Here is a 17,771-nt window from a genome sequence, read left to right as displayed (position 1 = left end):
CATGTCGAGAAAGCCTATCGAGCAGGAAATGCGAGGCGGCAAGCCGCCACGCCAACGGGTATGGGAAGCGATCCGCAAGATTCGCGAAGGGTTCACCCAGGCACAGCTCGCCCACGCGGCGAAGGTGTCGGACAGCATTGCCCAAGACTACGTCAAGGCCCTCTGTAAAGCGGGGTTTGTCGTGGTAGTGGGCAAGGAACCAGTCGGCCGTATCTGCCAGCGCTTCACTTACAGCCTGGTGCGCGACAACGGCGTTGAAGCGCCGCGCGTCACCAAGACCGGCGAGGTCATCGTCCAGGGCGGCATCAACGAGGCGATGTGGGGCACGTTGCGGCGGGTGTTAAAGGGGCAGACCTTCAACTACCGCGAGCTGGCCTCGTTCGCCAGCACCACCAACCAGGTGGTACCGGAACTGACCGCCAAGACCTACGTCCTGATGTTGGCATCGGCCGGCTACCTGGACTGCGAGCAACCGGCGGTGTATGGGAAACGTGCCGCGCTGGCCCGCTACCGCCTAAAGCGCGAGATGGAGAGCGGCCCCAGGGCGCCGATGATCCAGCGCACCAAGCAGGTGTATGACCCGAATTGGAACCGTGTGGTGTGGATTGAAGAAAAGGGAGCGGAAGATGAAGTTTTGTAAGTACATGGAATCGGATTGGTTCAAGGCGCTGGAGCGCGAAGTCAACGCCAGCAACAAGACCCGCGTGGCTGAAAAGATGGACGTCAGCCGGTCTACCTTGTCGGCCGTGATGAACGGCCTGGGGGAGTACGGCAAGGGAAAGGCAAGCACCGTTAATTTCGAGCGTGAATTCCGGCGCGCCTACGAGCAGCTGCCATGCCCATACAACGGAACCAACGTGGGCACGGCCTACTGCCGCGAACATGCCCTGTGCGCTGCACCGACCCATAACCCGCTCCAGATGATGCACTGGCAGGCCTGCCAGCAATGCAGCCACAAGCCCCGGCCTGTTCCAGCAGCGGCGCCGGCCCAGGCTCAGCCCATCGTGATTTCAAAGCCTGTCGAACCTGTGCAGCAGGCCGGCATCATCGACAAGGTCACCCTGCCGCTTCCCGAGGTCGGCGCACCGCAGATCGCCACCGAATCTCAACCTGCGGCAGCCATTAACGTTTAACGCACAGGAGGCGTGATGAATATTAGTCAAACTTTTTTGAAAGCGCGCGCCGCAGTGGTCCGCTGGCAGCTGCGCCGTCTGGAAGTACAACGCCGCCGCGCCGTCGCGGAATTCATGCTGGCGGTGGACTACGGCCGCCATGCCGCGCAGGACCTGTATTTCCAGCGCGGCCAATACATCGCCATCCGGAAAGCAGCCCTGGAATCAGCACTTCGTCAAATTAATAAGGAGATCGTATGAGCAGCAATTGGAAGCAGGACCTGGTCACCGCGCTGGAGGCCGGACAGCAGCCGACCTACGAGCTGATGGAGGTTGCGCTTAGCGGCGCTCTGGCCGAGCGCAAGGCGATGGAGGAAACCGTCTGCGACATGGCGCAATGGCTCAGCAAGCTGACTGTGGCGCATCTGAACGGCGGCGCCGAGCTGGCGGGATTGATGGACGAGTTCATCGCCGCACGTGTTCAGGTCAAGGTCGCGGCGCCAGCACCGGCTGCCACGCATTAATCACAGTTAAACCCACATCGAAAGGCGTCAACATGAGCAACTACAAAAACAAAGTGCTGGAGCTGGTGAAGCAGCGGCCTGGCATTCGCAGCGTGCAGATCAGCGACCTGATCGACCTCGACATGGATATCGTCGAGAGCATCCTGGCGCAGGCAGTGCGCGAAGATGTGATTCAGGCCGACGACGGCACGGGAGCAAACGGTCTTCCAACGAAGACCTACAGCTGGGCTGGCGTTGTCCAGCAGGGCGCGGACAAGCAGGAACCGGTGGTCACCGTTAAATCGGAAGCTCTGGCACACGCGCACACGGCGCCAGTCGCCGCTGCTCCCACGGCGCCGGCCGCGCCCAAAATCCATGCGAGTGCGGGCCGCAGCAAGTCGACCATCGCTATGGACTACCTGGTGCTGAACGGTCCCACTGACCGGGCAACATTGATGAACGTGATGGGCCTCGTTAAAAAGTACTCCATCGAGCAGTACCTCAAGCCGCAAATCAAAAGCGGCAAGGTGGTCCGTATCGACGACGTGTACTGCATCCCGGACCGATCCGCCGCATCGACGGGGACGCAAACGCGCGCCACCGACAAGCCGGCGGAAACTGCGCCGGCCGACGAAACGGCGTCGGTATCGGCCGGCGATCCAGTCCATTCGCCAGCCCACTACACCTCGGGCGGCATCGAGGTGATCGACGTCCTCCGCGCGAAGCTGACGCCCGAGGAGTTCCGTGGCTTCCTGAAGGGAAACGTCATCAAGTACATGCTGCGCGCCGAGCACAAGGGCGGTGCCCAGGACTACAAGAAGGGCTGCGTATACGCCACCTGGTTGGCCGAGTCGTCCGCCGCACAAGCAGCCTAATCCATCAACTACCGCCGAAAGAGAATTCATGAACACTGCAACCCCAACCGAAGAATACAAGAAGGATGCCCAGGGCCGCCTGGTGCCGCTGTCGATGATCCGCCCAATTGACCTAGCGCGCGACTCCCTGGTGCTGGAGATCGTCGCCAAGGCCAACGCGCTGGCCGAGCAGATCTCGGCAGCGAAGACCAGTTTCTTTGCCGATATCGCCGCCTTCGTGTCCATGTCCGCCGAGGAGTACGACGTCAAGATCGGCGGTGAGAAAGGTAACGTCAGCCTGGTGTCCTACGACGGTCACTACAAGGTCATCCGCGCCATCCAGGAGACGCTGGTCTTCGACGAACGCCTGCAGGCGGCCAAGGCGTTAATCGATGCGTGCCTGCAGCGCTGGAGCGAGGGATCGACGCCGGAAATCAAGGTACTGATCAACGACGCCTTCCAGGTCGACAAGTCCGGCAACATCAATACCGGCCGTGTCCTCGGCCTGCGCCGCCTGCCGATCCAGGACGAAGAATGGCAAAGCGCCATGACCGCCATCGGCGACGCCCTGCAGGTGGCCGGCAGCAAGAGCTACGTCAGGATTTACGAGCGGGTCGGCGAGTCCGGAAAGTACCGTCCTATCACCCTCGACATGGCGGGGGATTAAATGAATTGCGACTGCATTAAAAAAATCGAAGCCAACTTGGCGGCTGCGCCGTTCATCGTGGCTAAAGCCGGCGACAACATCCGTGTCGAGTGCCAGGCAACTGGCATGCAAATGACCGAAGACATGGGTCTGCGCAGCACCATCAACATCCCGTTTGTCGTCCGTGGTACGGGAAAGGGCTTCAGCAGCGCCAAGGGCAAGGAGATGCCATGCATCGCCAGCTACTGCCCATTCTGCGGCCGGTCGGCGAACCACTATGCGGTCGGTAGTGATGAGGGTATCGCAGCCGCACTCTCGGGCGTTGAAAACGCGCTCACTAATTCCTAAAGCGAAACTGGATCACGGAGTAGGTGATCCAGTATGCCAGGCGTGGTTGCCTGGCACTGATGAGCAGCCAGGAGAAAAACGATATGAAAAAGCGACGTAAAGAACAATCAAACGTAAGCCCGGAAGTCACTCCGACTTATTTGGATGTGACATATCTGGATGAGCAACGAAACCGTCGTAATGCTCAGCGAGAGCTTCGAGTTCGGCAACATATTCAGCGTATTTCGGATCGTCGGAAATCGCCTGGATCTGGTCCTGAAGGAAACGGCGGCTAGGCCGGTCCTTATTATGCGGTGCGGTTCTATCCAGTCGGCGCAACAGCCAAGCAATCACAAGGGTCTGTGCATCTGATTGGTCTTGTAGTAGCCGAATCTTAGCCTCAAGCATCAATAACGAATCTTCCGTCTTATCCATTTTTAGTTTGTTCGAAGAATTTAACGCCAAATGATACTACGTGCCGTCGCCTGACGGACCAATGCGAAACCGGCCCCACAACGGGGCGGTCTGCCAGGCGTGGTTGCCTGGTACTGATGAGCAGCCGAGAGGAAAAAATGAAATTAAGCAAAGAGCAAAAGGACGAACTGGCCAGCAAGTTGTCCGGGCCATGGGGCAGCGTCGATCTCATGTGCGACGGCAATCTGGTGTCGCTGCGAGTGGAGTGCTACAAGGCGCTCTCCTACCGGGTGACTACCTACGTGAACGGATTTTTTAAGGGCACCTGGTGCCGGGGAAAAGATCCGGCACCTGAGGCCAAGTTCCTGCGCAAGTCTGTGCGGCCCAATGTCAGCCCGACCAAACGCAAGCAGCTTGAAAAGGAACTCGGCAAGCGGTACGTCGCCAAGCATGAATACTTCAGCGGCTCGGTCACCGTGTACTTGCCCGACTGGAGTTCTGGCCGTGCAGCCATCAATCACCTCTGCAAGGTGTGTGACTCGGTCGCGGTCGCTGACAAGGACGAGGCGGCGGCGATCCGCGCGGCCAGCGCGGCTAGCGAAGCAGACCCTGCGTTGACTGCCTGAGTTCGGCTCCATGACGAGCGCTCAATACAAACCAGCTGCGCCATCGGCCATGCTGATGGTCACCGGACTGGTCACCGGCAAGTATCAGTATCAGGAAGGCGAGCTGTACAAACGCTGCTCCGGCTGTAACGACTACTGGCCGGCCGACTCCGAGTTCTTCTTCGCCAGACAAGGCGGTGACGGCATCGACAACACGTGCCGGGCCTGCTACATGGAGCGGCGCTACCCCAACGGTCGGAAGGGACAGCCATGCCAGCAGTAAAGACAGATGCAGCGCGCAAGAGCGAACTGGCGATGATCCACGTGGCCAAGAAAGCTCTGGCGCTGGAAGACGACGACTACCGCAGCATCCTGCTCGCCGTCACGGGCAAGACCAGCTCGGCCCAGCTGAACGGCGCCGGCCGCAAAGCGCTGATCGACCATTTCAAGAAGATCGGCTTCAAGGTGGTCGCCAAGACGGCGGGCCGGGCCAAGCCCGCCGTCGCGGCGCCGCGCCAGCGCTACATCAGCAAGATCGAGGCGCAGTTGGCCACCGCCGGCCGGCCTTGGGCCTACGCCGACGCGATGGCCAAGCGCATCTGCAACATCGAACGGATCGACTGGTGCGAGCCGGCCGACCTGTTAAAAATCATCGCCGCATTGACTTACGACGCGCGGCGCCACGGAAGGGAGTAGCCATGAAGATCGAACTGCACGCCGAACAAGTCCGGCTGGAAGACTTGCCGCAGCAGCTGCGCCAGATCGCCGGCATCGTCGGCCTGCAGGCGACGCTGCTCCTGGTGCGCAACTACGGCGGCGTGCGTCTCTATGTGCCGGTCAATATGACGCCAGACCATATCCTGGCCAAGATGATCGGTTTCGAGCTGGCGCTCAAGTTGGCAGCCGAGTTTGGCGGGATGGACCACTTTGACATCCCGCGCGCGGCCGGCGCGCTGCGCGTGGTGCGTAACCGCGACATCGCCGAAAAATTCGTTAAAGGTAAAACCCTGCGCCAATTGGCCTTAGAATATCTGATGACAGAGCGCGCAATCCAGAAGATACTTGCGGAATGCGGCGCATCGCAGGAAGACCGCCAGGCCGCATTGTTCTAATTCCCACCTCGCCCCGTTCGGGGCGTTTTGCTTTCCAAGGTTCCCCCCGAACCCGTACCCCCTTAATCAACTCCGCGCGCGTGCGTAAGCTGGCAACGTTTCCTCCCGACTCGTTTCCACCTTTACACACACGCAAGGAGCGTCATGAAATTCATCCTCTGGTTGTTGGTCCTGCTGTTCATCATCGGCGCCGCCTGGCGCTTCTCCACCGCAGTCAAAGCTGCTCGCACCTGGCTGTCGAGCAAAACCCCACGCATGATTGAATGGTGGCTGATCGCCATCGCACTGTGCGCGGTGATCTACCAGCTGGCGCCGCAGCAGCTGCCGGTCAGCATCTACAAGATCAGCCTGATCGCCATTGCCGGCGTGGTCGGTTACTGGCTCGACCGTAGCCTGTTCCCTTACGCCCGGCCGGATTCCTTCCTGGGCAGCGAATCGACCGCCATGTCGTCGAGCGAGACGCCGCTGGTTTTCGACGATCATCCAGAGCCGCCAAACGATATGCTGTTTGCTGTCTCGATGGTCCGCCGCGCGCTGATTGTGGCCGCCGCAATGATCGCCGTGGGCCTGGGAGCCTAATATGCGCCGCCACACTTCGCATTGGATGAAGGCGGCGCTGGCCAGCCTGGCATGCGCCCTGACTTTGTGCATGGCGGTTCCGTTGCCAGCATCTGCCGCCGAAGTGGTGGCACCTTCTCGCGCCGCACTGGCATATCGTGGCGACCTGACCCGCGCCGCGCATGCCGTATGGGGCCTGGACGCACCGATCCCTGCCTTCGCGGCGCAGATCCACCAGGAGAGCGGCTGGAATCCCAATGCAGTCTCCAAGGTCGGCGCGCGCGGCATGGGGCAGTTCATGCCGGCCACGGCTACCTGGTGGTGCAACCTCAACGCTCTTTCGGCGGCAGACTGCCAGCCCAGCAACCCGGTGTGGTCGATGCGCGCCCTGGTCGGCTACGACCGCTGGCTCTACGACCGCGTCCACGGCGCCAGCGAGTTCGACCGCCTGTGGGCCGCCGACCGTTCGTTTAACGGTGGCCTGGGGCATTGGCAACGCGAGGCGGCGCTCGCCGGGTCGACGCGCCGCGTGGACATCGACGCGGCCTGCGGTCGGGCCAGCCGTGCGGCAATGCACTGCGCCGAAAACCTCGGCTATCCCAAACGCATCCTGATCCAGCTGCAGCCGATCTACAGCGGCTGGGGGCGGCGCGTTGTCCAGGAGGGCGTATGACCGATACACCTGGCCGTGTTGCCGAGGCCATCCTCTGCGCCGCGATCTTCCTAGTTGGCCTGCTGGCCGGTGGTGCGTTTGAAAGCTGGAAGCGCGACAACGTCAAGGACGACCTGAGCAGCCTGCAGGTGGCAACCGCCCAGGCACACGCCGCAACGGACGCGGCCGCCTTGTCCCGGCTCCAGGTCGCTGCCGCGCGCTCTGACCAGCTGGAGCGCAAGCTCCACGACACCGAGGATCAACTCCATCAACTCTCCGAGGAGAAACGCCGTGCTGTTAAACCGCTTACCACTGGCCGTGCTTGCCTTACCGCTGCTGCTGTCCGCCTGCTCAACGCCGATGCAGGAAGCGCACCTGGCGGCCTGCCCGCAACCGTCGTCGGATCTGCGTCAGCCGATGCCGCCGCTTCCACCGATCCCGACGTCGACGGCGAAGAAGAAGCCGCCACCGACGCCGACGTCGCCGGCTGGGCAATCGTCGCCAAGGAGCAGTACGGCGTCTGCCGCCAGCGCCTCCAAAACCTGATCGATTGGTTCGCGCCTCTGCCGGCGCCATCCCCAACCCCTACCGTTAAACAAGATGACTGACATTTTCGACCGTGCATCCGAGCAGGAAGAGCAAGACCGTGCGGTGGCGCTGGCAGCGCAGCGCAATCGTGCCGGCCTGGCCAAATTGACGGCAGCCGATAGTGCCGTGGAATGCGCCGACTGCGACGAGCCAATCCCGCTCAAGCGCCGCCAGGCCATGCCAGGGTGCCAGTTCTGCGTCGAGTGCCAGACGCAGCGCGAGAAGGCTTTCTATGAGCGTTGACCTCGCTGGCGCCCAGATCATCGCTGGCGTGTTCAGCATCGGGGTGCTGTGCCTGGGCTTCTTCATACGCTTGTGGATCACCCGCCTGCAGACCGATCTGGACAGCGCCAAGAAGTCCCACAAGGAACTGGCCGACGAGTTCCACGCTTACCAGCTTCAGTGCACGCGCGACTTCGCGCCGAAGTCGGACATAAGCAATGGCCGACTGGAGATGATGGAGGTCATGCACGAACTGAACCGCAAGGTAGACCGCATTTACGACAAACTTGATACGAAAGCCGATAAGCCATGACCGCATCCCAGAACAACGCCAACCAGGAAGTCAGCGAGGAGCTGCGCCTGCTGCGCAAGATCGACCAGAAGGTGGACGGTATCGACGCCCAGCTGGCAGACGTTAAAAAGCAGGCCGTCATGTACGGTGCTGCGGCAGGCGGCCTGTCCGGCGCCATCGCGGCCGTTGGTGTGATGGCCGCCAAGATCAAGCTGGGCCTGTAACGCATGGCGCATCCACCGGAAGTACGCGACAAGGTCCGCCGCGCCTACGTCTTCGACCGCCTGTCCCTGGAGGTGGCGGCGTTAAAGTGCGGCGTGTCGTATGGCACTGCCAGCCGCTGGAAAGCGCAAGCCGCCCAAGTCGGCGACGACTGGGAGAAGGCCCAGGCCGCCCAGCTGATGGCCGGTGGCAGCATCGAGGACATCGGCCGGCAAATGCTGGCCGGTCTGGTCACGCAATACCAGTCCAGCATGGACGAAATTACCCGCAGCGCCGATCTCAACCCCGGCGTTAAAGTGCAACTGCTCGCCAGCCTGGCCGATGCCTTTAACAAGACCGTCGCGGCCTCCAAGCGCATCCTGCCCGAAACCTCGGAGCTGGCCACCGCCATGGACGTGGTGCAAAAGCTGGCCAGCTTCGTGCGCCAGCGCTACCCGCAGCACGCCAGCGCGTTCGCCGAGCTGCTGGAGCCATTCGGCGACGAGCTGGCCAAGTCATACGGATAAGCCATGGCCAAGCTGACAAAAAAGGACTTTCTCGCCGAACTGGCGGCGCTGGCCAGCGGCATGCGCATGGCCATCGAGGCCGAGTGCGACGGCTTCGATCCGGACCCGAGCCAGATCCAGGTGCGTCGCAAAGCGGCCTTCGCCTCGTTCCGCAGCTTCGCGCAAACCTATTTCCCGCACTACATCAAGCACGATCCCGCGACGGTCCACGACTACTTGTTCGACCGCTTCCAGGCCGTGGTGGACAACGACATCGGCGATCACGACGCCGTCGCCGCGCCGCGTGGCCATGCCAAGTCGACCATCATCACGCAGATCGGCACGCTGTGGTGCATCGTCACCGGCCGTAAGAAGTACCCGCTGATCGTCATGGACGCGCTCGACCAGGCGCTGCCCATGCTCGAAGCCATCAAGGCCGAGCTGGAGTTCAATCCCCGCCTGCTGCTGGACTTCCCGGAGGCGACGGGCCAGGGACGCGTATGGCAGGTCGGCGTGATCGTCACTGCCAACGACGTCAAGGTCGAGGTGTTCGGCTCGGGCAAGAAGATCCGCGGTCGACGCCATGGCCCGTACCGGCCCGACCTGGTCATCGGCGATGACCTGGAAAACGACGAGAACGTGCGCAGTCCTGAGCAGCGCGACAAGCTGATGACGTGGGTGTTAAAGAGCCTGCTGTCGCTAGGCTACGCCGACGACAGCCTGGACGTGTTCATCATCGGCACGATCCTGCACTACGACTCGGTTCTGTCCCGGCTCATCTCAAACAAGCTCTGGCGCGGCATCAAGTTCCGCGCCATCGAGCAGTGGCCATCCAGGATGGACCTGTGGGACCGCTGGACCGAAATGCTGCTGAACGACGGCGAGGAAGTCGCCCAGGCGTTCTACCAGGCGAAAAAGCGGGACATGGACGAAGGCGCAAAAATCTGCTGGCCAGGCGGAACGACCCTCTACAAGCTGATGGTCAAGCGTGCCCGCGACGGCAAAGCCGCGTTCGACTCCGAACAGCAGAACGACCCCGTCAGCGGCGAGGACGCCCCGTTCGCCAACTGCATCCAGTTCTGGGTCAACCGCCTGGACGAATGGGTCTTCTATGGCGCCTGCGATCCCTCCCTGGGAAAGGCCGGCGCGTCGCGTGACCCGTCCGCCATCCTCATCGGCGGCGGCAACCGCGTCACGGGGGTACTGGATGTGGTCGAGGCCAGGATCGCCAAGCGCCTGCCGGATCGCATCATCGAGGACGTGATTGCGCTGCAGCAGGAGTACAACTGCCTGACCTGGGTGATCGAAACGGTGCAGTTCCAGGAGTTCCTACGCACCGAGCTGATCAAACGCAGCGCCGCGCGCGGCATCCCCGTACCGGCCGTGGCGGTGACGCCGCACGCCGACAAGCTGTTGCGCATCGAGTCGCTGCAGCCGCACATGGCCAATGGCCTGATCCGCGTCCACAGCTCGCAGAACACGCTCATCGAGCAGCTGCGCCACTTCCCCAAGGCCGACCATGACGATGGCCCGGACGCGCTGCACATGCTCTGGATGGCCTTCGTGTCGCGCCTGGGCGGATTCGAGCACCGGTCGAGCGGCCGGCGCCGCGCCGGCTCATCCATGTCCGACTATGTCAACGGCTAACGCCTGGCGCGCCAGCCAGCGTTAAACCCCCACAGGAACCACAATGAGCACACCCGACAAGCAAGCCCTCACCAGTGTCATCGCCACCGTACAGCGCGATATCACCCACCCCTTCTTCACTTCCGTTCTTCGGCAGACGGACGACACGCTGCTGCAGCGCGGCGGCAACAAGGGCCTGAAGATCTACGACGAGATCGAACGCGACGCCAAGGTGTTCTCGTCGATGCAGAAGCGCAAGCTGGCCGTGATCGGCCGCCCATGGCAGGTGGACCCGGCCAGCAGTGGCGCGCGCGATGTGGCGGCGGCCGACATGGTCAAGCGCAACCTGGCGCGCATCAATTTCGACACCGTCACGCTTAACGCCCTGGACGCCATCCTGAAGGGCTTCTCGGTTGGCGAGATCATCTGGGCGCTGGACGGCGCCGAGTATGTGATCGGCCGCGTCATTCCGCGCAACGCCCGCCGCTTCACCTTCGACCTCGATTACAAGCTGCGCATGCTCACCTGGGAAAATCTCATGATCGGCGAAGCGCTGCCCGACCGCAAGTTCATCGTCCACAGCTACGGCGGCAAGGATGGTAGCCCGTTCGGCCTGGGCCTGGGCACCAGGTTGTTCTGGCCAGCGTTCTTCAAGCGCCAGAACATCTCCAGCTGGATGGTGTTCCTGGACAAGTTCGCCAGCCCGACCGCCGTGGGCAAGCATCCTTCCGGTGCACCGGCCGCCGATATCGACGCCCTGATGGAGGCGCTGGAGTCCATCGCCCAAGATACGGCCATCGCGATCCCGGAAAACATGGCGGTCGCCTTCCTGGAAGCCGCGCGCTCTGGTAGCAGCGACGCCTATGAGCGCATGGCGCGCTACATGGACGAACAGATCGAGGAGATCGTGCTGGGCGACAGCGGCGGCGGCAAGGCGGGTGGCGCACTGGCGGCGGCTGCCATCACCAAGAAGGAAGTGCGGATCGAGCTGGTCAAGGCCGACGCGGATCTGCTGTCGGACACGCTCAACGCGACCCTGGCCAAGTGGCTGGTCGAGCTGAACATGCCGGGCGCGGGCGTGCCCCGGATCTCACGCATCGTCGAGGAGCCTGCCGACCTGAAGGCGAAGTCGGAGCGCGACAAGAACATCTTTGACATCGGTTATCGGCCGACGCTCAAGTACGTGCATGAAACCTACGGCGGCGAATGGGAGGCCGTTCCGGTGGCCGAAAAGCCCATGGAGGGCATTTTGCTACCGGCCAGTAAGGACGCGGAATTCGCGGAGAGCGACCTGCAGCGCCTGGCCGGCCAGATCGCCCTTGAGGGGGCGCTGACGACGACCATCGCCGATGGCAGCGGCAAGCTGCAGTCGCTGGCGGAAACGCTGCTGCGCCCACTGATCGAAGCGTTAAACAAGTCCAGTTCGTTCGAGGACGCCTTTAACGTCATCGCCGAAGCCTACCCGATGATGGACACCGACAAGCTGACCGAGCTGCTTGGCCAGGCCGAGTTCGTCTCCCAGGTGCTGGGTGAGGCAGCAGATGCGCCCGAGGGCACCGCCAAATGAAGTCTGCCGACTTGCGCGTCGCCTTCAGCCTGCCTCCCGAGCGCGCCATTTCGTTCCTGCAGGCGAAGGGATTGCAGACCAGCGGCGGCTGGCAGGAGGTATGGCAGGAGGCGCACGCGCGTACCTTCACGGTGGCCAACTGCCAAAAGCTGGACGTGCTGCAGGACATTCACGACGCCATGGTGGCGGCGGTGGCGGACGGTACCACGATCAGGCAGTTCCAGGAGCGGCTGACGCCGCTGCTGCAGCAAAAGGGATGGTGGGGCAAGGCCGTGGACCCGACCACAGGCGAAATCACGGCCATGTACCCGAACTCGACCCGCCCGATCCAGTACGGCTCGCCCCGGCGTCTGCAGCTCATATTCGACACCAACGTGCGCACCGCCTACATGGCCGGCAAATACCAGCAATTCGCCCGCACGACGGCGTCGCACCCGTACTGGATGTATACGGCCATCCTGGACAGTCGCACGCGCCCGGCGCACCGTTCGCTTCATGGCCGGGTTTTCCGCCATGATGATCCGATCTGGCAGACGATCTGGCCTCCCAACGGTTTCCGCTGCCGCTGCACGGTCATCAACCTGTCGCCGGCCGACCTGAAGGCCCAGGGCTATACCGTGTCCTACTCGAAGGGGCATAGCAGTCAGGTCGAGGTGCCGGTGTCCACCCGGAACCCGGCCGCCGGCACGGCCACCGTCACGCAGCTGCGTCTGCCAGGCATGGAGCGATCTTTCCGTACCGATCCGGGCTGGAATAGCAATGTGGCGCTCGCGGCCTACCAGCCGCAGCTGGACAAATATAACTACCAGGTGGCGCGGCAATATGTACGTGGGGCGTTAAAAGGTCCGGCGTTCGAGCGCTTCTTCGCCGGCCAGTCCGCTGAGAACTTCCCGGTAGGGGTGCTGCGGCCCCAGGACATGCTGGCCATTGGCACCAAGACCCAGACCGTGTACCTGTCGCCGGCATCGCTGGCCGCCCACGTCGACAAGCACCCGGAGGTCACGCTGGAGGACTACCAGAAGATCCCGGACATCCTCGACCAGGGCGAGGTCTACCAACAAGGCGATGCGCGTCTGGTATACCTGGCGCGCGACGGCGTGCTGTACAGGGCCGCGTTAAAGCGAACCCAGGACGGCATGGAAAACTTTTTTTTAACACTGTTCAGGACTGACGACAGCAAGGCCAATCGGGAAGTACGGAGTCGGCTGAAGCGATTGAGATAGGGGCCAGTCGCGGGGGATCCCCCCCCGCTAGACCTCATCAACCGCATGCGCGGAAGGGTTCGGAAGGATTCCGACGGCTGGCGTAACTAATTATAGGACAATTCAGTATGCTAGACATCAAAGTGGATTCCCGCCAGGCGGAAACGTTGTTGGCCGATGCGATTGCAAGGTTGACGCGGCCTGCTGAATTGATGGCAACGGTCGGCGCCACGCTGACCAGCGTCACTGCGCAGAATTTCCTCGCGCAAGGCCGGCCAGGCTGGCTGGGCCTGACAAACCCGTCCGAGCGCCGCAAAGGCGGAATGATCCTGCAGGACAGCGGCCGGCTGCGCGACTCCATCGCCGCCACGCATACAGACAGCAGCGTCACCATCGGCACCAACGTGGTCTATGCCGCGATCCACCAGCTGGGCGGCCAGACCCGCCCGCATGTGATCCTACCGAAGAACAAGCAGGCGCTCGCCTTCAACGGGCGGGTCGTCAAGAAGGTGAACCACCCAGGATCGAAAATACCGGCGCGGCCGTTCCTACCCATCGACCACAACGGCGAACTGCAGCCTGAAGCTGCGACCTCAATCGAGGCCGATGTCAGCGCTTTCCTGAGTTCCCTGATCCAGGGGTAGGAGCGCAAAAAGCTGTGCGGCCCGGAGAGCCTTTTTTGCCCCGTCCCCATGCCTGTCTACCAAAAATTTCGCGTCGCCGTTCTTAACGGGGGTTTAACGCGGTCCAAATCGAAGCGGAATGCAAAGCTGGCGCCGCACTGGCGACGCGACATCCTCCTTGCCACCGAAAGCCCATCTCGGCTAGACTAAAAAGCGCACCAGGAACACTCCCCCCGAACCTGATCCGCCTTATCTATATAGGTCGCGATGCCCACAATGGGCGTCATGAAACCTATCCAAATATTCAAACCCGGCCAGCACATCGCCGCCAGCGGCGATGCCCACAACTTCTCCGAATCGGACGTCGCGGCCACTGTCGCGGCGTATGACCCGGCTGTGCATGAGGCGCCTATCGTGGTCGGGCATCCCCGTCACGATCTGCCCGCATACGGCTGGGTCAAGGCGCTGTCGTTCGCCGATGGCGCCTTGAATGCCGAACCGCAGCAGATCGACCCGGCCTTCGCCGAACTGGTCGGCGCCGGCCGCTTCAAGAAGATTTCGGCCAGCTTCTACGCCCCCGACTCGCCAAGCAATCCCGTGCCGGGTGTCTATTACCTGCGCCATGTCGGCTTCCTGGGCGCGCAGCCGCCCGCAGTCAAAGGGCTGCGCTCGCCCGAGTTCAACGAGGCCGATGAGAAGGTCGTGTCGTTCGAGTTCAGCGAGCAGAGCTATGCCTGGCAGTCCCTGGCCGGCATGTTCCGTTCCCTGCGCGAATACGTGATCGGCAAGGACGGCGCCGACAAGGCTGACCAGCTGATCCCGAACTGGCAGATCGACCAGTTGCAGCGCGCCGCCGAGGAAGTCTCCGAATCCGACACCGCCGAGCAGACCGCTGCGCCGGCATTTTCCGACCCCACCACCCAACCAACCACAGGAGCACCCATGTCTCTGACGAAAGAGCAAATCGACGCCTTGCAGGCGGAAAACGCCCAACTGAAGGCATCGCAGGACGACATCGCAAAGCGCGAAGCGGCGCTGGCCAAGCATGAGCAGGCCCAGCTGGAACAAGCCAACGCCTCGTTCTGCGAGCAGCTGGTAACCGCCGGCAAGCTGCATCCGGCCCAGAAGGACAACGCCGCGTCGGTACTGAACGGCTTGGCTGCGATCACCGGCGCCGGCTCGGACTCCCGCATCGACTTCTCGGAAGACGGCAAGGCGTGCCAGTTGCCCATGGTCGACGCCGTGAAAGCCCTGCTGTCCGCCCAGCCGAAGATCGTCGAGTTCGGCGAACTGGGTCGTGACCGTACCGGCGGCAAGGATCTGGAAGACCCGAGCGTGATCGCCTCCCGGGCCACCGAGTTCCAGGAGAGCGAGCAGCGCGCCGGCCGCACCATCAGCATCGCCGAAGCCGTCAGCCGCGTCACCGCACGCACCTGACCCCCTTACTTATCCACAGGAGCACATATATATGTCGAACATGCAGCTGGCCAAGAACTACGTCGCCGACGTGGCCATCCCTCCCTTCCGCCTGGTCAAGCCGGGCAGCGCCGACGACCGCATCACCGTGGCCACGGCGTCCACCGACTTCATCATTGGCACCACCATGGACATCGGCCCGGCCATCAATGAGCGCTGCGACGTCCAGTTGGCCGAGGTCGCCTACGTCGAGGCCGGCGCCGCCATCCCGCGCGGCTCGTTCATCACCTCGGACGCCGTCGGCCGCGCCATCGTCGCGGCGCCGGCCGCAGGCGTGAACGCCTCCGTCGCCGGGCGCACCCTCGAAACCGCGACCGCTGCCGGCGACATCATCCGCTTCATGCAGTCCATCGGCCAGATCCAGGGCTAAGGCCGCGCCGCTCCCAGCACCGATTGAAGACGATTCTTTAACGCTTTTTACCAGGAGACTTCATGTCCACCACTGCATTTCCTATCAACCCGACCTTGTCCGCAATTTCGATTGCCTATACCAACAAGGCGGACTCGCTGATCGCCGACGCGGTGCTGCCGCGTGTCCCGACCGGGATGAAGTTCACCTATACCAAGTACGACGCCACCCAGGGCTACACCGTGCCGCAAACCAAGGTCGGCCGCAAATCCGAGCCGAACATGGTGGACTTCGGCGGCACGCCCGTACCCGACGAATGCGCCGACTACGGCCTGGACGACCTGATCCCGAACAGCGAGATCCAGGCGTTCGATGAAATGCCCAAGCCGGCATCGGGCGGCCCGATTGATCCGAAACAGATCAGCACCATGCTGCTGTCGAACCTGATCCTGCTGGACCGCGAAGTGCGCGTGGCCAACACGGTATTTAACGCAGCCAACTACCTGGCCGGCCAGCAGCAGACCCTGGCAGGCACCTCGCAGTGGAGCGACTACGTCAACAGCAACCCGCTGAACGCGCTGCTGGCCGCGCTGGATACCCCGCTGGTACGTCCCAACAAGCTGGTCATCGGCCGCGCCGGCTGGACCGCGCTGCGCCAGCACCCGAAGGTCGTGCAGGCCGTCTACAAGTCGCAGCAGAGCGCCGGTACGATCTCGCGCGAGCAGCTGGCCGAACTGCTGGAGCTGGAAGAAATCTGCATCGGCTCGGCATTCGTGAACACGGCGCGCAAAGGCCAGCCAGCCGCCTACAACCGCACCTGGGGCAAGCATGCCGCGCTGATCTACTCCAACACCGAAGCGGCCATGACCGGCCAACCGACCTACGGCTTCACCGCGCAATTCGGCACCCGCATCGCCGGCGACATCCCGGAGCCGAAAAGCGGCCTGCGCGGCGGTGTGCGCATCCGCTGCGGCGAGTCGGTCAAGGAAGTGATCTGCGCGCCGGACGTGGGCTACTTCTTCCAGAACATCATCCCGTAACGGTAGCCCGGAACACCGTTCCCAGCCTGGACAGTCCAGGTTGGGTCACACCAACTACAGCACTGGAACCGATCATGGCCACGAAAAAAGGCACCCCCAGCACCAACAGCAACGCCGCAGCGAACCTGGACAACGACGCATCGTCCGGCGTTAAAACCTATACCGTTGTCAATGCGGTCAACCACGACCAGCAGCTGTACGAGCCTGGCGAGCCGATTGACCTGGACGACGAAACCGCCGCCCCGCTGTTGAAGGTCGGCGCCATTGCCGACGACGGCGACACCACCACGGCCTGACGCAATGTTCGCCACCAGCTCCGACATGGTCACGCGCTTCGGCGCCCGCGAAGTTGTCGCGATCACCGACCGCGACCTCACGGGGGCGATTGATAACGTGGTCCTGCAGCAGGCGCTGACGGCCGCCGACGCCGAGATCAGCGGCTACCTGGCCGGGCGCTACACCTTGCCGTTCGCCGTTGTACCGGCACTCCTGGTCGGCTACGCCTGCGACATTGCGCGCTATCGCCTCACCGGCACGGATGTGACCTGCACCGACGACATTCAGAACCGCTATCACCAGGCGATCAAGTATTTAACGCTGGTCGGCCGAGGCGATTTGAGCCTGGGCATCGACGTGGCCGGCGGCACTGTCGGCGCCGCCGCAGAGAACGGCCCGGTCGTGCGCACCAGCGCCGGCCGGCGCCGCGTCACCTGCGACTCCATGAGTGGATACGAATGATCGCAGACATCGAGACCGCCATCATCGACCGGATCAAGACGGCGGCCGGCATGCGCTATCTGCGCTCGGTGGAGAGCTACGGCGGACAGTTCGACGATGACACGTTCGACGTGGTGCGCGTCCTGCCCGCCGTGTGGGTGACGTTTGCCGGCGCGGGAAAGCCGGTACAGGCAGGCGAGAACCGCTTCCTGAAGTCGGCAACCTTCGCGGTGATGTGCGGCGCACGCAGCGTTCGCAGCGAGCGGACGACGCGGCACGACGGGCCTGCCGGCGAAGTCGGCGTCTATACCATCCTGCAGGACGTTGAGAGCCTGCTACTGATGCAGGATCTCGGACTGGCGATCGACTACTTGCGTCCCGGCGCGGTGCGCACGCTCTACAACACCAGGCTGCGCAGCAACGGCCTGGCCGTCTTCGCTCAGGAATGGCACACCAAGTACGTCGTGACCAAGCCGACGGACGATGAGGTCGACTTCCTGCGGGTCGGCCTGAACTACAACCTCAAGCCTGGCGACGACAATCCCGACGCCAGCGACCTGGTCACGCTGCAAGGCTGAC

At 62.8% G+C, this 17,771-nt stretch carries 29 protein-coding genes and 2 other RNA genes; 30 read left to right on the top strand and 1 reads right to left on the bottom strand.

Annotated features, from left to right (window positions below; all coding sequences use genetic code 11):
* Position 1 precedes the first annotated feature (1 nt).
* The 8 genes from AC1RQG_RS08185 to AC1RQG_RS08150 all read left to right on the top strand — a co-directional run bounded on the left by AC1RQG_RS08185 (position 2) and on the right by AC1RQG_RS08150 (position 3,536).
* Positions 2–640 (top strand): hypothetical protein, encoded by a 639-nt coding sequence (locus AC1RQG_RS08185; protein ID WP_493130132.1) that lies wholly within the window; start codon positions 2–4, stop codon positions 638–640.
* Positions 627–1,133, top strand: a complete 507-nt coding sequence (locus AC1RQG_RS08180; protein WP_493130130.1) for a MarR family transcriptional regulator — start codon at positions 627–629, stop codon at positions 1,131–1,133. The genes AC1RQG_RS08185 and AC1RQG_RS08180 overlap by 14 nt, the downstream gene beginning before the upstream one ends.
* A gap of 15 nt (positions 1,134–1,148) precedes the next feature.
* Positions 1,149–1,373, top strand: a complete 225-nt coding sequence (locus AC1RQG_RS08175) for a hypothetical protein (RefSeq protein ID WP_493130128.1) — start codon at positions 1,149–1,151, stop codon at positions 1,371–1,373.
* Positions 1,370–1,636: a hypothetical protein gene (locus AC1RQG_RS08170; RefSeq protein WP_493130126.1), complete on the top strand. Its 267-nt coding sequence runs from the start codon at positions 1,370–1,372 to the stop codon at positions 1,634–1,636. Before AC1RQG_RS08175 ends, AC1RQG_RS08170 begins: the two co-directional genes overlap by 4 nt.
* Positions 1,637–1,668: 32 nt before the next feature.
* Positions 1,669–2,490 carry a DUF3310 domain-containing protein gene (locus tag AC1RQG_RS08165; protein ID WP_493130124.1) on the top strand — a complete coding sequence of 274 codons (822 nt, stop codon included), beginning with the start codon at positions 1,669–1,671 and terminating at the stop codon, positions 2,488–2,490.
* Between the two features lie 28 nt (positions 2,491–2,518).
* A complete protein-coding gene (locus AC1RQG_RS08160) occupies positions 2,519–3,136 on the top strand; it encodes a DUF3164 family protein (RefSeq protein WP_493130122.1) in 618 nt (205 codons plus the stop codon).
* On the top strand, positions 3,137–3,463 hold the full coding sequence (locus tag AC1RQG_RS08155; protein ID WP_493130120.1) for a hypothetical protein: 327 nt from the start codon (positions 3,137–3,139) through the stop codon (positions 3,461–3,463).
* An RNA gene (locus AC1RQG_RS08150) (hammerhead ribozyme type II) lies at positions 3,463–3,536 on the top strand. The genes AC1RQG_RS08155 and AC1RQG_RS08150 overlap by 1 nt, the downstream gene beginning before the upstream one ends.
* Positions 3,537–3,589: 53 nt before the next feature.
* Here the strand turns inward: AC1RQG_RS08150 and AC1RQG_RS08145 are convergent.
* Entirely contained in the window at positions 3,590–3,877 is a 288-nt protein-coding gene (locus AC1RQG_RS08145) for a hypothetical protein (RefSeq protein WP_493130118.1), read from the bottom strand.
* Positions 3,878–3,938: 61 nt separating this feature from the next.
* On the opposite strand from AC1RQG_RS08145, the gene AC1RQG_RS08140 reads away from it, so the two are divergent.
* From AC1RQG_RS08140 to AC1RQG_RS08035, 22 genes are all read left to right on the top strand, one after another.
* Positions 3,939–4,007: hammerhead ribozyme type II (locus tag AC1RQG_RS08140), an RNA gene on the top strand.
* A gap of 7 nt (positions 4,008–4,014) precedes the next feature.
* Positions 4,015–4,482 (top strand): hypothetical protein, encoded by a 468-nt coding sequence (locus tag AC1RQG_RS08135; RefSeq protein WP_493130116.1) that lies wholly within the window; start codon positions 4,015–4,017, stop codon positions 4,480–4,482.
* Between the two features lie 10 nt (positions 4,483–4,492).
* Positions 4,493–4,744, top strand: coding sequence for a hypothetical protein (locus AC1RQG_RS08130; protein WP_493130114.1), 252 nt, complete (start codon positions 4,493–4,495; stop codon positions 4,742–4,744).
* The gene (locus AC1RQG_RS08125) at positions 4,732–5,157 is read left to right on the top strand and encodes a gp16 family protein (protein WP_493130113.1); all 426 of its coding nucleotides are present in this window, start codon (positions 4,732–4,734) and stop codon (positions 5,155–5,157) included. Before AC1RQG_RS08130 ends, AC1RQG_RS08125 begins: the two co-directional genes overlap by 13 nt.
* Positions 5,158–5,159: 2 nt before the next feature.
* Complete coding sequence (locus AC1RQG_RS08120) at positions 5,160–5,573, top strand: Mor transcription activator family protein (protein ID WP_493130112.1); 414 nt, start codon at positions 5,160–5,162, stop codon at positions 5,571–5,573.
* 144 nt (positions 5,574–5,717) lie between these two features.
* Entirely contained in the window at positions 5,718–6,152 is a 435-nt protein-coding gene (locus AC1RQG_RS08115; protein ID WP_493130111.1) for a putative holin, read from the top strand.
* A gap of 1 nt (position 6,153) precedes the next feature.
* Complete coding sequence (locus tag AC1RQG_RS08110; protein WP_493130109.1) at positions 6,154–6,804, top strand: transglycosylase SLT domain-containing protein; 651 nt, start codon at positions 6,154–6,156, stop codon at positions 6,802–6,804.
* Positions 6,801–7,391 (top strand): hypothetical protein, encoded by a 591-nt coding sequence (locus AC1RQG_RS08105; protein WP_493130107.1) that lies wholly within the window; start codon positions 6,801–6,803, stop codon positions 7,389–7,391. The genes AC1RQG_RS08110 and AC1RQG_RS08105 overlap by 4 nt, the downstream gene beginning before the upstream one ends.
* Positions 7,384–7,614, top strand: coding sequence for a TraR/DksA C4-type zinc finger protein (locus tag AC1RQG_RS08100; RefSeq protein WP_493130105.1), 231 nt, complete (start codon positions 7,384–7,386; stop codon positions 7,612–7,614). Before AC1RQG_RS08105 ends, AC1RQG_RS08100 begins: the two co-directional genes overlap by 8 nt.
* On the top strand, positions 7,604–7,906 hold the full coding sequence (locus AC1RQG_RS08095) for a hypothetical protein (protein WP_493130103.1): 303 nt from the start codon (positions 7,604–7,606) through the stop codon (positions 7,904–7,906). The genes AC1RQG_RS08100 and AC1RQG_RS08095 overlap by 11 nt, the downstream gene beginning before the upstream one ends.
* A complete protein-coding gene (locus AC1RQG_RS08090; RefSeq protein ID WP_493130101.1) occupies positions 7,903–8,109 on the top strand; it encodes a hypothetical protein in 207 nt (68 codons plus the stop codon). Before AC1RQG_RS08095 ends, AC1RQG_RS08090 begins: the two co-directional genes overlap by 4 nt.
* A gap of 3 nt (positions 8,110–8,112) precedes the next feature.
* Positions 8,113–8,613 carry a DUF1804 family protein gene (locus AC1RQG_RS08085; protein WP_493130099.1) on the top strand — a complete coding sequence of 167 codons (501 nt, stop codon included), beginning with the start codon at positions 8,113–8,115 and terminating at the stop codon, positions 8,611–8,613.
* A 3-nt stretch (positions 8,614–8,616) separates the two neighbouring features.
* The gene (gene terL, locus AC1RQG_RS08080; RefSeq protein WP_493130097.1) at positions 8,617–10,239 is read left to right on the top strand and encodes a phage terminase large subunit; all 1,623 of its coding nucleotides are present in this window, start codon (positions 8,617–8,619) and stop codon (positions 10,237–10,239) included.
* A 43-nt stretch (positions 10,240–10,282) separates the two neighbouring features.
* Positions 10,283–11,785 carry a DUF935 domain-containing protein gene (locus AC1RQG_RS08075; protein WP_493130095.1) on the top strand — a complete coding sequence of 501 codons (1,503 nt, stop codon included), beginning with the start codon at positions 10,283–10,285 and terminating at the stop codon, positions 11,783–11,785.
* Entirely contained in the window at positions 11,782–13,008 is a 1,227-nt protein-coding gene (locus AC1RQG_RS08070; protein WP_493130093.1) for a phage head morphogenesis protein, read from the top strand. Before AC1RQG_RS08075 ends, AC1RQG_RS08070 begins: the two co-directional genes overlap by 4 nt.
* 107 nt (positions 13,009–13,115) lie before the next feature.
* Positions 13,116–13,631: a phage virion morphogenesis protein gene (locus AC1RQG_RS08065; protein ID WP_493130091.1), complete on the top strand. Its 516-nt coding sequence runs from the start codon at positions 13,116–13,118 to the stop codon at positions 13,629–13,631.
* 264 nt (positions 13,632–13,895) lie between these two features.
* Entirely contained in the window at positions 13,896–15,047 is a 1,152-nt protein-coding gene (locus AC1RQG_RS08060; protein WP_493130089.1) for a peptidase, read from the top strand.
* Positions 15,048–15,078: 31 nt separating this feature from the next.
* Positions 15,079–15,456 (top strand): DUF2190 domain-containing protein, encoded by a 378-nt coding sequence (locus AC1RQG_RS08055; RefSeq protein WP_493130088.1) that lies wholly within the window; start codon positions 15,079–15,081, stop codon positions 15,454–15,456.
* Positions 15,457–15,518: 62 nt separating this feature from the next.
* Complete coding sequence (locus tag AC1RQG_RS08050) at positions 15,519–16,475, top strand: phage capsid protein (RefSeq protein ID WP_493130086.1); 957 nt, start codon at positions 15,519–15,521, stop codon at positions 16,473–16,475.
* A gap of 74 nt (positions 16,476–16,549) precedes the next feature.
* Positions 16,550–16,771 (top strand): hypothetical protein, encoded by a 222-nt coding sequence (locus tag AC1RQG_RS08045; RefSeq protein WP_493130085.1) that lies wholly within the window; start codon positions 16,550–16,552, stop codon positions 16,769–16,771.
* A gap of 4 nt (positions 16,772–16,775) precedes the next feature.
* Entirely contained in the window at positions 16,776–17,213 is a 438-nt protein-coding gene (locus AC1RQG_RS08040; protein ID WP_493130083.1) for a gp436 family protein, read from the top strand.
* Positions 17,210–17,770, top strand: a complete 561-nt coding sequence (locus tag AC1RQG_RS08035; RefSeq protein WP_493130081.1) for a phage protein Gp37 — start codon at positions 17,210–17,212, stop codon at positions 17,768–17,770. Before AC1RQG_RS08040 ends, AC1RQG_RS08035 begins: the two co-directional genes overlap by 4 nt.
* The last annotated feature ends 1 nt before the right edge of the window (position 17,771 follow it).

It is taken from the genome of Rugamonas sp. GW822-FHT03B10, assembly GCF_058801745.1.
This window is presented reverse-complemented; position numbering and strand designations above follow the sequence as displayed.

What these genes read in the sequence shown, in the direction of transcription:
- AC1RQG_RS08185 (WP_493130132.1), top strand. Translation starts at nt 2, where the DNA reads ATGTCGAGAAAGCCTATCGAGCAGGAAATGCGAGGCGGCAAGCCGCCA.
- AC1RQG_RS08155 (WP_493130120.1), top strand. Translation starts at nt 3,137, where the DNA reads ATGAATTGCGACTGCATTAAAAAAATCGAAGCCAACTTGGCGGCTGCG.
- AC1RQG_RS08125 (WP_493130113.1), top strand. Translation starts at nt 4,732, where the DNA reads ATGCCAGCAGTAAAGACAGATGCAGCGCGCAAGAGCGAACTGGCGATG.
- AC1RQG_RS08075 (WP_493130095.1), top strand. Translation starts at nt 10,283, where the DNA reads ATGAGCACACCCGACAAGCAAGCCCTCACCAGTGTCATCGCCACCGTA.
- AC1RQG_RS08035 (WP_493130081.1), top strand. Translation starts at nt 17,210, where the DNA reads ATGATCGCAGACATCGAGACCGCCATCATCGACCGGATCAAGACGGCG.
- AC1RQG_RS08065 (WP_493130091.1), top strand. Translation starts at nt 13,116, where the DNA reads ATGCTAGACATCAAAGTGGATTCCCGCCAGGCGGAAACGTTGTTGGCC.
- AC1RQG_RS08100 (WP_493130105.1), top strand. Translation starts at nt 7,384, where the DNA reads ATGACTGACATTTTCGACCGTGCATCCGAGCAGGAAGAGCAAGACCGT.
- AC1RQG_RS08135 (WP_493130116.1), top strand. Translation starts at nt 4,015, where the DNA reads ATGAAATTAAGCAAAGAGCAAAAGGACGAACTGGCCAGCAAGTTGTCC.
- terL (WP_493130097.1), top strand. Translation starts at nt 8,617, where the DNA reads ATGGCCAAGCTGACAAAAAAGGACTTTCTCGCCGAACTGGCGGCGCTG.
- AC1RQG_RS08045 (WP_493130085.1), top strand. Translation starts at nt 16,550, where the DNA reads ATGGCCACGAAAAAAGGCACCCCCAGCACCAACAGCAACGCCGCAGCG.
- AC1RQG_RS08170 (WP_493130126.1), top strand. Translation starts at nt 1,370, where the DNA reads ATGAGCAGCAATTGGAAGCAGGACCTGGTCACCGCGCTGGAGGCCGGA.
- AC1RQG_RS08095 (WP_493130103.1), top strand. Translation starts at nt 7,604, where the DNA reads ATGAGCGTTGACCTCGCTGGCGCCCAGATCATCGCTGGCGTGTTCAGC.
- AC1RQG_RS08050 (WP_493130086.1), top strand. Translation starts at nt 15,519, where the DNA reads ATGTCCACCACTGCATTTCCTATCAACCCGACCTTGTCCGCAATTTCG.
- AC1RQG_RS08115 (WP_493130111.1), top strand. Translation starts at nt 5,718, where the DNA reads ATGAAATTCATCCTCTGGTTGTTGGTCCTGCTGTTCATCATCGGCGCC.
- AC1RQG_RS08130 (WP_493130114.1), top strand. Translation starts at nt 4,493, where the DNA reads ATGACGAGCGCTCAATACAAACCAGCTGCGCCATCGGCCATGCTGATG.
- AC1RQG_RS08145 (WP_493130118.1), bottom strand. Translation starts at nt 3,877, where the DNA reads ATGGATAAGACGGAAGATTCGTTATTGATGCTTGAGGCTAAGATTCGG.
- AC1RQG_RS08070 (WP_493130093.1), top strand. Translation starts at nt 11,782, where the DNA reads ATGAAGTCTGCCGACTTGCGCGTCGCCTTCAGCCTGCCTCCCGAGCGC.
- AC1RQG_RS08060 (WP_493130089.1), top strand. Translation starts at nt 13,896, where the DNA reads ATGAAACCTATCCAAATATTCAAACCCGGCCAGCACATCGCCGCCAGC.
- AC1RQG_RS08090 (WP_493130101.1), top strand. Translation starts at nt 7,903, where the DNA reads ATGACCGCATCCCAGAACAACGCCAACCAGGAAGTCAGCGAGGAGCTG.
- AC1RQG_RS08055 (WP_493130088.1), top strand. Translation starts at nt 15,079, where the DNA reads ATGTCGAACATGCAGCTGGCCAAGAACTACGTCGCCGACGTGGCCATC.
- AC1RQG_RS08105 (WP_493130107.1), top strand. Translation starts at nt 6,801, where the DNA reads ATGACCGATACACCTGGCCGTGTTGCCGAGGCCATCCTCTGCGCCGCG.
- AC1RQG_RS08120 (WP_493130112.1), top strand. Translation starts at nt 5,160, where the DNA reads ATGAAGATCGAACTGCACGCCGAACAAGTCCGGCTGGAAGACTTGCCG.
- AC1RQG_RS08160 (WP_493130122.1), top strand. Translation starts at nt 2,519, where the DNA reads ATGAACACTGCAACCCCAACCGAAGAATACAAGAAGGATGCCCAGGGC.
- AC1RQG_RS08040 (WP_493130083.1), top strand. Translation starts at nt 16,776, where the DNA reads ATGTTCGCCACCAGCTCCGACATGGTCACGCGCTTCGGCGCCCGCGAA.
- AC1RQG_RS08165 (WP_493130124.1), top strand. Translation starts at nt 1,669, where the DNA reads ATGAGCAACTACAAAAACAAAGTGCTGGAGCTGGTGAAGCAGCGGCCT.
- AC1RQG_RS08085 (WP_493130099.1), top strand. Translation starts at nt 8,113, where the DNA reads ATGGCGCATCCACCGGAAGTACGCGACAAGGTCCGCCGCGCCTACGTC.
- AC1RQG_RS08175 (WP_493130128.1), top strand. Translation starts at nt 1,149, where the DNA reads ATGAATATTAGTCAAACTTTTTTGAAAGCGCGCGCCGCAGTGGTCCGC.
- AC1RQG_RS08110 (WP_493130109.1), top strand. Translation starts at nt 6,154, where the DNA reads ATGCGCCGCCACACTTCGCATTGGATGAAGGCGGCGCTGGCCAGCCTG.
- AC1RQG_RS08180 (WP_493130130.1), top strand. Translation starts at nt 627, where the DNA reads ATGAAGTTTTGTAAGTACATGGAATCGGATTGGTTCAAGGCGCTGGAG.